The organism is Pseudomonas hefeiensis, assembly GCF_030687835.1.
Classification (GTDB): Bacteria; Pseudomonadota; Gammaproteobacteria; order Pseudomonadales; family Pseudomonadaceae; genus Aquipseudomonas; species Aquipseudomonas hefeiensis.
Window position 1 is genome coordinate 5,907,104 of the sequence record NZ_CP117449.1, and the last position, 13,171, is coordinate 5,920,274.

Consider the following 13,171-nt stretch of genomic DNA (forward strand, 5'->3'; position numbering starts at 1 on the left):
ATGAACACCGCCGCCGCTTTTGCCGACTTCCGCCGTTACCCCCTGATCTGTGGATTGACCGCTGTGACACCCTTGACCGATCGGGTGCAGGTCACCTGGGCCGACGGTCGGATCAGCCCCTTCCATCATCAGTGGCTGCGGGACAACTGCCCTTGCCCGCAATGCGTCTACACCGTGACCCGCGAGCAGGTGCTGGAAGTCGTCGATGTACCTGAAGACCTGACCCCCGGCGCGACCCGTCTCGACAGCGAAGGCTGCCTGTGCGTGGATTGGCAGGACGGCCACCAGAGCCGTTTCGACCCGGGCTGGCTGCGCGCCCATGCCTACGATGACCAGTCCAGGGCTGAACGCCTGGCGAGCAAGCCCAGGCGCCAGCTCTGGCAGCACGACCTGAACCTGCCGGTGTTTGATTACCAGGCGCTGATGGACGACACCGATACGTTGCTGCAATGGCTGCTGGCGGTGCGCGACATCGGCCTGACCCAGGTGCGCGGCGTACCCACCGAACCCGGCTCGCTGAAACTGATCGCCCAGCAGATTTCGTTCATCCGCCAGAGCAACTTCGGCGTGCTGTTCAACGTGCAATCCAAAGCCGATGCCGACAGTAACGCCTACACCGCTTTCAACCTGCCGCTGCACAGCGACCTGCCCACCCGGGAGCTGCAACCAGGATTGCAGTTTCTGCACTGCCTGGTGAATGACGCCGACGGCGGCGAGAGCATATTTGTCGACGGTTTTGCCATCGCCCAGGCGCTGCGCCAGGAGGACCCCGATGCCTTTGCCGCGTTGTGTGAAATCCCGGTGGAGTTTCGCAACAAGGACCGCCACAGTGATTACCGCTGCCTGGCGCCCATCATCGCGCTGGATGCCTTGGGACAGGTCTCGGAAATCCGCATGGCGAACTTCCTGCGCGGGCCGTTCGACACCTCGGCCGAGCAAATGCCCAGGCTGTATCGCGCCTACCGCCGCTTCATCGCCCTGACCCGCGAGCCGCAATTTCGCTTGATGCAAAGGCTTGAGCCCGGTCAGCTATGGTGCTTCGACAACCGCCGCACCCTCCACGCCCGCAATGCCTTCGACCCGTCCACTGGAGCCCGGCATTTCCAGGGGTGCTATGTGGATCGCGATGAGTTGCTGTCGAAGATTCTGGTGCTGCAAAGGTAGACCGCGTCATCGTTCATCGCGAGCAGGCTCGCTCCCACAGGGGTTCTGTGTCGTGCACAAGACCTGTGGGAGCGAGCCTGCTCGCGATAGCGGTCTGTCCAACACCCCATCACCCTCTGATTCACCCAGGCAAAAAAATCCCCGATCAAGCCGTGACTGGATCGGGGCAGTTGCGTTACTGGAGGAGCCGTCGCGCGAGGGTGACCAAACCGTCGTGATTCAGCTTGGGGCCAGTGTGCCCAGTCCGGGACAGCCAGAGTTAGCCGAAAACGACCTGCTCATAGGTATCCGGGCCATGCCGACAGTTTGCCCTTGCCGCCGCTTCGAGCGGCTACCAGAATCGAGTCACGACCCCAATCCCTGAACAAGGAAAAGCGTCATGATGCACGCCGATTTGATCGACCAGGAAGACCTGTTGGGCCAGCTCAAGGCCCTGGGCCTCCAGATACCCAGCGGCTCCACTGCCGAACAGGCCTGCGAGTGCGCGGTGCGGGGGCTGGACACGGCACGCGCCAATGAGTTGCGCATGATGGTCAGGAATATGTACACCAGCAGCGCCACCATCCTGCCCGCCGTGCGCCGGGCGATTGATCTGCAGCTGCTGCCGGCCTTGGCGGAGTATCAGAAAAGCCAGAACGCCTGAGAAACCAATCGCGAGCAGGCTCGCTCCCACAGGTTCTGTGATCGACACCGAATCACTGTGGGAGGTTCTGTGATCGACACCGAATCACTGTGGGAGCGAGCCTGCTCGCGATTGACGGCGCCTCGGTCTAGAGCCTCACACTGGCAAACGTCGACTCATTACGCGCCTGGCTCAACGCCGACAGCGGGCCGGACAGTGGCGACAGCACCAGAGCCTGTGGCAGCGGCATCATCGCCACCTGTTGCGCGGTATTGGAGCCGACGCGCTCGTCGCGCGGTGGAATGCCGAAGTATTCGCGGTAGCACTTGGAGAAGTGCGGCGTGGAGACGAAGCCGCACACCGACGCCACCTCGATGATCGACATCGGCGTCTGCTTGAGCAGTTGCCGCGCCCGGATCAGCCGCAGCTTGAGGTAATAGCGCGACGGCGAGCAGTGCAGGTATTTCTGGAACAAGCGCTCTAGCTGACGCCGGGAGACGGCGACGTACACCGCCAATTCATCCAGATCGATCGGCTCTTCGAGATTGGCTTCCATCAGCGCGACAATTTCCTGCAACTTCGGCTGATTGGTGCCAAGCATGTGCTTGAGTGGCACGCGCTGGTGATCCTGCTCGTTGCGAATGCGCTCATAAACAAACATTTCGGAGATCGCTGCCGACAACTCGCGGCCGTGATCGCGGCTGATCAAGTGCAGCATCATGTCCAATGGCGCCGTGCCGCCGGAACTGGTGAAGCGGTTGCGGTCGAGGGTGAACAGGCGGGTGCTCATCGATACCCGCGGAAAGGCTTCCTGCATCGCCGCCAGACATTCCCAGTGCACACTGCAATCGAAGCCATCCAGCAGGCCCGCACAGGCCAAGGCCCAACTGCCGGTGCAGACCGCGCCGAGGCGCCGGGACTGACGGGCCTGGCTTTGCAGCCACGACACGTGTTCACGGGTGACGGTGCGCTGAATGCCGACGCCGCCACACACAATGACGGTGTCAATGGGCGGGGCTTTGTGCATGGAGGCGTCCGGCGTGATTTGCAAGCCATCACTGGCCCAGACCTGGCCGCCATCAACGGTGAGAGTGGTCCAGCGGTACAGCTCACGACCGGACAGCTGGTTGGCCATGCGCAGCGGCTCCACCGCGGACGCCAGGGAAATGAGCGTGAAATTATCCAGCAGCAAAAAGCCGATGGATTGAGGCGCACGGTTCTGGGATTGAGCCCCTGAGTTGGACGTCGTCATCGCGGTATCTCCTCACACAAAGCGGGTGATGGCCTCAGGCGGAGGCTCTTTTTATTGGTTGATGCCCTCAGTCTCTACACAGGAGACGGGCTTTACATCGATAGAGCAATTGCCATGCCTAAATTGAATGCGCGTTCAATAAATCCTGAAAACGACATCGCGGCCAGTCTAAATAAGGCACGTGTTAAGTGTGGGTTATGGGTGCCATCAGTGGCGGCAGGCAACCGTCACATCAGGCCGTGAGCAGAACGGTAGCACTTGTGGGAACTGGGCTGCGCCACTTGCGCAACGGGTATCACCACAGGTGCGAATGACGAACGGTCGAGGGATGCACAGCGGTGAGTCCGACAAACGGCGTCATGTCTGTTTGCGACGCGCTAAAAGGTGGCGCGTGTGTCGATCGGTGTGCTTTTTGTGAGCGATATGCGATCTCCTCTGGAGGAGATCAGCACTCCACCGCACTGACCGCCAGGCCACCGCGCGATGTCTCTTTATATTTGTCATGCATGTCGGCGCCGGTATCGCGCATGGTGCGGATCACCCGGTCCAGGGAGATGAAGTGCTGACCGTCTCCGCGCAGCGCCATCTGCGCGGCGTTGATGGCTTTCACCGCGGCTATCGCGTTGCGCTCGATACACGGCACCTGCACCAGGCCGCCCACCGGATCGCACGTCAGGCCAAGGTTGTGTTCCAGGCCGATTTCCGCCGCGTTGCACAGTTGCGCAGGCGTCGCGCCGAGAATCTCCGCCAGGCCGGCCGCCGCCATGGCGCACGCCGAGCCCACCTCCCCTTGGCAACCGACTTCGGCACCGGAGATAGAGGCATTCTTTTTACACAGGATCCCCACCGCCGCCGCACCAAGGAAGTAATCCACGACGTTGGCATCGGTGACCGCTTCGCTGAATTTCATGAAGTAATGCAGCACTGCCGGAATGATCCCCGCCGCACCATTGGTCGGGGCCGTGACCATGCGCCCACCGGCAGCATTTTCTTCATTGACCGCCAGGGCGAACAGGTTGACCCATTCCATGGCGCTGAGGGTCGAGCCGATGACATTGGGCTTGTTCAATTCTTGCAGGCTACGGTGCAACTTGGCCGCTCGCCGGCGCACATTCAAACCGCCGGGCAGGATGCCCTCATGCTTGAGCCCCTGCTCGACGCAGTCCTGCATCGCCCGCCAGAGTTTCATCAGGCCGCTGCGGATCTCCTCCTCCGAGCGCCAGACCTTTTCGTTGGCCATCATGAGATCGGCCACCCGAAGGTTATGGGTGCTGCACAACTGGAGCAGTTCTTCGGCACTGGAAAAATCGTAAGGCAATTCAGTGACATCCAGATCCACCACGCCGCTGGACGCCTGAGCCTGATCGACGACGAAGCCACCGCCGACTGAATAATAGGTGTCACGGTGCAACTCGCCATGCTCACTCTCGGCCACCAGCGTCATCGCGTTGGGATGGAACGGCAGGTTTTCCTCGAGCAGGCGCATATCCCGGGACCAGACAAAAGGCACCGGCAGACGGCCGTCCAGCAGCAGGGTCTGGGTTTCGCGCAACAACTCGATGCGCGGGCCTATCTGTGACGGGTCGATCGCGTCCGGCCACTCGCCCATCAAACCCATGATCACCGCGTTGTCACTGCCGTGGCCGATGCCCGTTGCCGACAACGAGCCGAACAGCTGAACCTCGACCCGGCGCACATCATGCAGCAGCGACTTCGCCCGCAGCGCCTCAACAAACAACGCCGCAGCGCGCATCGGCCCCACGGTGTGGGAACTGGACGGACCGATACCAATTTTGAACAGATCGAACACGCTGATTGCCATTGCCGAAAACCTCCAGAACAGGCACATCCAGGCGCAGGAGCGCCCGGTGGCGGAGCTGCTACGCTCAACGCCGGGATGCCCGCATCATCGGGCTTTTGCCTTGGCGTTCGACGTCTGACACCGACGCAATCATGCCCAGCGACGTCGCCCGCCCTTTGCCCCGGTTTTACGACGTTTTTTGCGTATCAGAGGCCAGCCGGGGGCGAAAAAAATCTGTAAACGACGTCACTGACACTAGATGCGACCCTCCCTGTACTGGATACGACGCACCCTGTAGGCGACAGATTTGCACTGGTACATGATCGGTTACGGCTCGTTTGCAAGGCCGCGTGTCAGAGAGTGCTCACGCGCCCCCAACCGCAACATCCAAAAAAAGCGCGGATGTCCTTGAACGGACACCGCCGATAAAACACCAGGAGTCCACCCATGAAAGGTTCCACGCCGTTGTTGTTGGCCGCCATGCTGAGTCTTCCGATGCTGGCCAACGCTGCAGAACCCGCGCAGTGCAGCACCGTCAACTTCTCCGATGTCGGCTGGACCGACATCACCGTGACCACCGCCACCACCAGCGTGGTACTCGAGGCCCTGGGCTACAAAACCAAGACCACCATGATTTCCGTACCGGTGACCTACAAGTCCCTGGCCGACGGCAAGAACATGGATGTGTTCCTCGGCAACTGGATGCCGACGATGGAAAACGATATCAAGGCCTACCGCGAAGCCGGCACCGTGGACACCGTGCGCGCCAACCTGGAGAACGCCAAATACACCCTGGCGGTGCCCGAAGAGCTCTATAACAAGGGGCTGAAGGATTTCGCCGACATCGCCAAGTTCAAGAAGGAACTGGACGGCAAGATCTACGGCATCGAACCGGGCAACGACGGCAACCGCCTGATCCAGAGCATGATCGACAAGAATGCCTTCGGTCTCAAGGACGCCGGCTTCAAAATCGTCGAGTCCAGCGAAGCCGGCATGCTGTCGCAGGTTGATCGCGCCGAGCGCCGCAGCACCGCTGTGGTGTTCCTGGGCTGGGAACCGCATCCGATGAACACCCGTTTCAAAATGAAGTACCTCACCGGTGGCGACGAGTACTTCGGTCCGAATTTCGGCCAGGCGACCATCTACACCAATACTCGCAAGGGCTACGCCCAGGAATGCGGCAACGTTGGTCAGCTGTTGAAAAACCTGGTGTTCACCCTGGACATGGAAAGCACGCTGATGGGCAACGTGCTCGACGACAAGATGAAGCCTGACGCGGCCGCCAAGGCCTGGCTGAAGAAAAACCCACAGGTACTCGATACCTGGCTCGCTGGCGTGACCACCATTGACGGTAAACCTGGCCTGGAAGCCGTGAAAGCCACACTTGCGCAGTAATGCTTTTATGCCGGGCGAGTTCGCTCGCCCGGGCTGTTTATTCCTTGCATGCGGATGTTCACTACCATGCTGATTGATCAGAAAATACCCTTAGGCCAGTACATCGCGGACTTCGTCGACTGGTTGACGCAACACGGCGCCAACACATTCGATGCCATCGCCATGTCACTGGAAACGATGATTCACGGCGTGACGTTTGCGCTGACCTGGTTCAACCCGTTCGTCCTGATAGGACTCATCGCCCTGCTGGCGCATTTTATCCAGCGCAAATGGGGCCTGACCGTCTTCGTTATCGCCGCCTTTCTGCTTATCCTGAACCTGGGTTACTGGCAGGAAACCATGGAAACCCTGGCCCAGGTGCTGTTCGCGACCCTGGTCTGTGTCTTGATCGGCGTGCCGCTGGGCATTGTTGCCGCGCACAAGCCGTTGTTCTACACCCTGATGCGTCCGGTGCTCGATCTGATGCAGACCGTACCGACCTTCGTTTACCTCATTCCTACCCTGACCCTTTTCGGTCTGGGCGTGGTCCCAGGCCTGATCTCCACGGTGGTGTTCGCGATTGCCGCGCCCATCCGCCTGACCTACCTGGGCATCCGCGACGTTCCGGACGAACTGATGGACGCCGGCAAAGCCTTCGGCTGCTCCCGTCGCCAGCTCCTGTCACGTATCGAACTGCCCCATGCGATGCCCAGCATCGCGGCCGGTATCACCCAATGCATCATGCTGTCGTTGTCGATGGTGGTCATCGCCGCACTGGTGGGAGCCGACGGCCTGGGCAAACCCGTGGTCAACGCACTGAACACCGCTGATATCGCCCTGGGCTTTGAAGCAGGCCTGGCGATCGTATTGCTGGCCATCATGCTCGACCGAATCTGCAAGCAACCCGACGCCAAAGTAGGGGGTGACGCATGAGCATAATCCGCTTCGAAGAGGTCGACGTGATCTTCTCCAAGGATCCACGTGAAGCCCTCAAGCTGCTCGACCAAGGCATGACCCGCAACGAAATCCTGAAGAAAACCGGGCAAATCGTCGGTGTGGAAAAAGCCAGCCTGGACGTTGAAAAAGGCGAAATCTGCGTACTGATGGGGCTTTCCGGCTCCGGAAAGTCCAGCCTGCTGCGTTGCATCAACGGCTTGAACACCGTCAGTCGCGGCAAGCTGTTCGTCGAGCACGAAGGCCGACAGATCGACATCGCCTCCTGCACCCCGGCCGAACTGAAGATGATGCGCACCAAACGCATCGCCATGGTGTTCCAGAAGTTCGCCCTGATGCCTTGGCTGACGGTGCGCGAGAACATCAGCTTCGGCCTGGAAATGCAGGGCCGGCCGGAAAAGGAACGCAAAAAGCTGGTGGATGAAAAACTCGAGCTGGTGGGCCTGACCCAGTGGCGCAACAAGAAGCCTGACGAGTTGTCCGGCGGCATGCAGCAACGGGTCGGCCTGGCCCGTGCTCTGGCGATGGATGCCGATATCCTGCTGATGGACGAACCCTTCTCGGCCCTCGATCCACTGATCCGCCAGGGCCTGCAAGACGAATTGCTGGAGTTGCAACGCAAACTGAGCAAGACCATCGTGTTCGTCAGCCATGACCTGGACGAAGCCCTGAAGCTGGGCAGCCGGATCGCGATCATGAAAGACGGCCGGATCATCCAGTACAGCAAGCCGGAAGAAATCGTGCTGAACCCGGCGGACGACTATGTGCGCACCTTCGTCGCTCACACCAACCCGCTCAACGTGCTCTGCGGCCGCAGCCTGATGCGCACCCTGGACAACTGCAAGCGCATCAACGGTTCGGTGTGCCTGGATCCGGGGGGCGACTCCTGGCTCGATCTGGCCGAAGGCAACACCATCAAGGGCGCCCGGCAGAACGGCGCGGCGCTGGACCTGCAAAACTGGGCTCCGGGCCAAGCCGTCGAAGGCCTGGGCCGACGTCCGACCCTGGTGGACTCCAACATCGGCATGCGTGATGCGCTGCAGATTCGCTACCAGACCGGTAACAAACTGGTGCTTCACGATAACCAACAGGTTGTCGGGATTCTTGGCGACAGTGAGCTGTACCACGCACTGTTGGGCAAGAACCTGGGTTAAGCCAACGCCAGCAAAAACGCCGCGAGATGAACGCGGCGTTTTTGTTTGGGTGGTGCTAACTGCTAACAAGCTTGACCTGGAATGCAGATAACTGTGGCGAGGGGATTTATCCCCGCTGGGCTGCGCAGCAGCCCCAAAAGCTGCGAACTCATTCCGCCTGACACACCGAGACGCCTAGCTCTGGGGCTGCTGCGCAGCCCAACGGGGATAAATCCCCTCGCCACAACAGTATTCCAGCTATCAAGCGCATTTGGCCTACATGCCAACCGACGAGTGTTATAAAGACATCCCCAAAAGTCCTCGCCCCTGCACATAGCGACGACTTGTCATAGAACTTATTTTTTGTTGATTGAACGTTCAATCAAAACAAAATAGACTGGCCTCCATTCCGATAGACCGCACTCGTCCATCGGATGGCCTAAGGAGATGTACCAGATGCCCAAGGTCGGTATGCAACCCATCCGCCGTCAGCAATTGATCGAAGCCACTATGCAAGCGGTCGATCAGGTCGGGATGGGGGACGCCAGCATTGCGCTGATCGCCCGTTTGGCCGGTGTCTCCAACGGCATCATCAGCCACTATTTCAAGGACAAGAATGGCCTGATCGCGGCCACGGCCCAGTACCTGATGAGTGTCCTGAGCGAGAACGTCACCGCACGCCGCCAGGCGCTGGAGGACCCAAGCCCACGGGCTCACTTGCAGGTGATCATCGAAGGCAACTTCGACGCCAGCCAGGTCAATGGCCCGGCAATGAAAACCTGGTTGGCCTTCTGGGCCACCAGCATGCACCACCCGTCTTTGCACAGGTTGCAGCGGATCAACGATCACCGTCTGTATTCCAACCTGTGTTGCCAGTTCCGCCGCGTATTGCCCCTTGATGAGGCACGCAGCGCGGCACGGGGCCTGGCCGCGTTGATTGACGGTTTGTGGCTGCGCGGGGCGCTGTCGGGAGACGCGTTCGATACCGCCCAGGCACACCGGATCGCTTACGAATACATGGATTTGCAACTGGCTAAAGCAGGGATTTCAGAGCACACAGAACCGCTCGATTCCTGAACCGCCGCCGACCCGCGTAGTCAGCTATAGAACGACACGCCTCGGCGGCCAGCCAACCACTCATGCACTTGCGAGGACTTTATGGCCCGTTTCGAACTGCAAAAACTCTACATCGATGGCGCGTACAGCGATGCCAGCGGCGACGCCACTTTCGAAGCCATCAACCCGGCCAACGGTGAAGTTCTCGCCCAGGTGCAGCGGGCCACGAAAGAAGACGTCGAGCGCGCCGTGGTCAGCGCCGAAAAGGGCCAGAAAGTCTGGGCCGCAATGACTGCCATGCAGCGCTCGCGCATCCTGCGCCGCGCCGTGGACATCCTGCGCGAGCGCAACGATGAACTGGCCGCCCTGGAAACTCTCGACACTGGCAAGGCCTACTCCGAAACCCGCTACGTCGACATCGTCACCGGCGCCGACGTGCTGGAATACTACGCCGGCCTGGTGCCAGCCATCGAAGGCGAACAGGTGCCACTGCGCACCACTTCGTTCGTCTACACCCGTCGCGAACCCCTGGGCGTGGTGGCCGGCATCGGCGCGTGGAACTACCCGATCCAGATCGCGTTGTGGAAATCCGCCCCGGCCCTGGCGGCCGGTAACGCGATGATCTTCAAGCCGAGCGAAGTCACCTCGCTGACGACCCTGAAACTGGCCGAGATCTACACCCAGGCCGGTGTTCCTGCGGGCGTATTCAACGTGCTGACTGGCAGCGGCCGTGAAGTCGGCACCTGGCTGACCGAGCACCCACGCATCGAGAAAATCTCTTTCACCGGCGGCACCGACACCGGCAAGAAAGTCATGGCCAGCGCCTCGAGTTCGTCGCTCAAGGACGTGACCATGGAACTGGGCGGCAAGTCGCCGTTGATCATCTTCGACGACGCCGATCTGGATCGCGCCGCCGACACCGCGATGATGGCCAACTTCTACAGCTCCGGCCAGGTCTGCACCAACGGTACCCGCGTGTTCGTGCCGAGCCACCTCAAGGCAGCTTTTGAAGCCAAGATCGCCGAGCGCGTGGCGCGCATTCGCATCGGCAACCCGGAAGATGAAAACACCAACTTCGGTCCGCTGGTCAGCTTTGCCCACATGGAAAGCGTGTTGGGTTACATCGAGAAAGGCAAAGCCGAAGGCGCGCGCCTGCTGTGCGGCGGCGGTCGTTTGACCGACGGCGAACTGGCCAAGGGAGCGTTTGTTGCGCCGACCGTATTCACCGATTGCACCGACGAGATGACCATCGTGCGCGAAGAAATCTTTGGTCCGGTGATGAGCATCCTCACCTATGAAACCGAAGAAGAAGTGATCCGCCGCGCCAATGACACTGACTTCGGCCTGGCCGCCGGCGTCGTCACCCGTGACCTGAACCGCGCCCACCGCGTGATTCATCAACTCGAAGCCGGTATCTGCTGGATCAACGCCTGGGGTGAGTCGGCGGCTGAAATGCCGGTCGGTGGCTACAAGCAATCGGGTGTAGGCCGGGAGAACGGCATCAGCTCACTGAACAACTTCACCCGCATCAAATCGGTACAGGTCGAACTGGGCGATTACACGTCGGTGTTCTGATCTGACACGAGGCCTTGAGTGAACGCTGTTGTGGCGAGGGGATTTATCCCCGTGGGGCTGCGTAGCAGCCCCTCCCCCAGGCCCCCCATTCTTCAGACAAACCCAGTCGCTGATTTACGACTGCTGCGCAGTCGAACGGGGATAAATCCCCTCGCCACAGGTTGCGCGGCGTCAAGGCAATCGCGACCTGAACCCAATTCCAGAAGAGGGTGCATTTCATGTCCCAAGAATTCGATTACATCATCATCGGTGCCGGTTCGGCCGGTAACACCCTGGCCACCCGCCTGACCGAAGACGAAGGCGTCACCGTCCTGCTGCTCGAAGCCGGCGGCCCGGACTATCGCCTGGATTTCCGCACGCAAATGCCCGCCGCCCTGGCGTTCCCGCTGCAGGGTCGTCGCTACAACTGGGCCTACGAGACCGACCCGGAGCCGCACATGAACGGCCGCCGCATGGAGTGCGGTCGCGGCAAGGGCCTGGGAGGGTCTTCGCTGATCAACGGTATGTGCTACATCCGCGGCAACGCTCTGGACTACGACAATTGGGCCAAGCTGCCGGGCCTGGAAGACTGGGCCTATCTGGACTGCCTGCCGTATTTTCGCAAAGCCGAAACCCGCGACATCGGCCCGAACGATTACCACGGCGGCGACGGTCCGGTCAGCGTGACCACGCCCAAGGCCGGCAACAACCCGCTGTTCCACGCCATGGTCGAAGCTGGCGTGCAGGCCGGTTACCCGCGTACTGACGACCTTAACGGCTATCAGCAAGAAGGTTTCGGCCCGATGGACCGTACCGTCACGCCCAACGGCCGTCGCGCCAGCACCGCTCGCGGTTACCTGGACGTGGCCAAGAAGCGCTCCACGCTGACCATCGTCACCCATGCCCTGACCGACAAGATCGTGTTCGAAGGCAAACGCGCGGTCGGTGTGCGTTATCTGGTGGGCGCCGCCGAGGAGCGTGTCGAGGCCCGGGCACGCAAGGAAGTGCTGCTGTGCTCCGGCGCCATCGCCTCGCCGCAGATCCTGCAACGCTCCGGCGTCGGCCCGGCCAAACTGCTGGAAAGCCTCGATATCCCGGTGGTCCATGACCTGCCAGGCGTCGGTGAAAACCTGCAGGATCACTTGGAGCTGTACCTGCAATACGCCTGCACCCAGCCGGTCTCGCTGTACCCGTCGCTGCTCTGGTACAACCAGCCAGCCATTGGCGCCGAATGGCTGTTCAACGGCACCGGCATCGGCGCCAGCAACCAGTTCGAAGCCGGCGGTTTCATCCGCACCCGCCCGGACTTCGATTGGCCGAACATCCAGTATCACTTCCTGCCGGTGGCGATTAACTACAACGGCAGCAACGGCGTGAAGGAACACGGTTTCCAGGCACACATGGGCTCCATGCGCTCGCCAAGCCGGGGCCGGATCCAGGCCAAGTCCAAGGACCCGCGCCAACACCCGAGCATCTTGTTCAACTACATGGCGACCGAGCAGGACTGGCAGGAGTTTCGCGATGGCATCCGCCTGACCCGCGAGATCATGCAGCAGCCGGCGCTCGACCCGTTTCGTGGTCGCGAAATCAGTCCGGGCATCGACGTGCAGACTGACGAGCAATTGGACCAGTTCATCCGCGAGCACGCGGAAACCGCTTTCCATCCGTCCTGCTCGTGCAAGATGGGCGTTGACGACATGGCGGTGGTGGACGGCGAAGGCCGTGTGCATGGCATGCAAGGGCTGCGTGTGGTCGATGCCTCGATCATGCCGATCATCACCACCGGCAACCTGAATGCGCCAACGATCATGATCGCCGAGAAAATCGCCGACAAGATCCGTGGTCGCCAGCCACTGCCACGCAGCACCGCGCCGTACTACGTGGCCGGCGACGCGCCAGTGCGGGGTAAGCCAATGCGTGAAGTCGGGCCTCTGGCGCAGTAAGGCGCCACACCGCCATCGCGAGCAGGCTCGCTCCCACAAGGAATCTGCGGCGGACACGGATTTTGTGTTCGAGAAGATCCAACTGTGGGAGCGGGCTTGCTCGCGAAGAGGCCATCACAACCTACATCTTCGCTGACTGTCGCACCGCTATCGCGAGCAAGCCCGCTCCCACAAGGAATCTACGGCGGACACGGATTTTGTGTTCGAGAAGATCCAACTGTGGGAGCGGGCTTGCTCGCGAAGAGGCCATCACAACCTACATCTTCGCTGACTGTCGCACCGCTATCGCGAGCAGGCTCGCTCCCACAAGGGGCCTGC

The 13,171-nt window shown here is 60.9% G+C and carries 10 protein-coding genes; 8 read left to right on the forward strand and 2 right to left on the reverse strand.

What is annotated here, in order from left to right; genetic code table 11:
- Together PSH57_RS26695 and PSH57_RS26700 are read left to right on the forward strand one after the other, a co-directional pair.
- Entirely contained in the window at positions 1–1,164 is a 1,164-nt protein-coding gene (locus tag PSH57_RS26695; RefSeq protein WP_305386431.1) for a gamma-butyrobetaine dioxygenase, read from the forward strand.
- A gap of 379 nt (positions 1,165–1,543) precedes the next feature.
- Positions 1,544–1,807 carry a hypothetical protein gene (locus PSH57_RS26700; RefSeq protein ID WP_305386433.1) on the forward strand — a complete coding sequence of 88 codons (264 nt, stop codon included), beginning with the start codon at positions 1,544–1,546 and terminating at the stop codon, positions 1,805–1,807.
- Positions 1,808–1,934: 127 nt separating this feature from the next.
- Here the strand turns inward: PSH57_RS26700 and gbdR are convergent, their stop codons facing one another.
- Positions 1,935–3,038: a choline metabolism transcriptional regulator GbdR gene (gbdR, locus tag PSH57_RS26705; protein WP_256230985.1), complete on the reverse strand. Its 1,104-nt coding sequence runs from the start codon at positions 3,036–3,038 to the stop codon at positions 1,935–1,937.
- A gap of 445 nt (positions 3,039–3,483) precedes the next feature.
- A complete protein-coding gene (locus PSH57_RS26710; protein ID WP_305386436.1) occupies positions 3,484–4,860 on the reverse strand; it encodes an L-serine ammonia-lyase in 1,377 nt (458 codons plus the stop codon).
- A gap of 426 nt (positions 4,861–5,286) precedes the next feature.
- Between PSH57_RS26710 and PSH57_RS26715 the strand changes: the two genes are divergently transcribed.
- From PSH57_RS26715 to betA, 6 genes are all read left to right on the forward strand, one after another.
- Positions 5,287–6,234 carry a choline ABC transporter substrate-binding protein gene (locus PSH57_RS26715; protein ID WP_305386439.1) on the forward strand — a complete coding sequence of 316 codons (948 nt, stop codon included), beginning with the start codon at positions 5,287–5,289 and terminating at the stop codon, positions 6,232–6,234.
- A 66-nt stretch (positions 6,235–6,300) separates the two neighbouring features.
- Complete coding sequence (gene choW / locus PSH57_RS26720) at positions 6,301–7,146, forward strand: choline ABC transporter permease subunit (protein ID WP_256230982.1); 846 nt, start codon at positions 6,301–6,303, stop codon at positions 7,144–7,146.
- Positions 7,143–8,321: a choline ABC transporter ATP-binding protein gene (choV, locus tag PSH57_RS26725; protein ID WP_256230981.1), complete on the forward strand. Its 1,179-nt coding sequence runs from the start codon at positions 7,143–7,145 to the stop codon at positions 8,319–8,321. Before choW ends, choV begins: the two co-directional genes overlap by 4 nt.
- A gap of 435 nt (positions 8,322–8,756) precedes the next feature.
- A complete protein-coding gene (gene betI / locus PSH57_RS26730) occupies positions 8,757–9,377 on the forward strand; it encodes a transcriptional regulator BetI (protein ID WP_305386441.1) in 621 nt (206 codons plus the stop codon).
- Positions 9,378–9,458: 81 nt separating this feature from the next.
- Positions 9,459–10,931: a betaine-aldehyde dehydrogenase gene (betB, locus tag PSH57_RS26735; protein ID WP_305386443.1), complete on the forward strand. Its 1,473-nt coding sequence runs from the start codon at positions 9,459–9,461 to the stop codon at positions 10,929–10,931.
- 218 nt (positions 10,932–11,149) lie between these two features.
- Positions 11,150–12,853: a choline dehydrogenase gene (gene betA, locus PSH57_RS26740; RefSeq protein WP_305386446.1), complete on the forward strand. Its 1,704-nt coding sequence runs from the start codon at positions 11,150–11,152 to the stop codon at positions 12,851–12,853.
- Positions 12,854–13,171 lie beyond the last annotated feature (318 nt).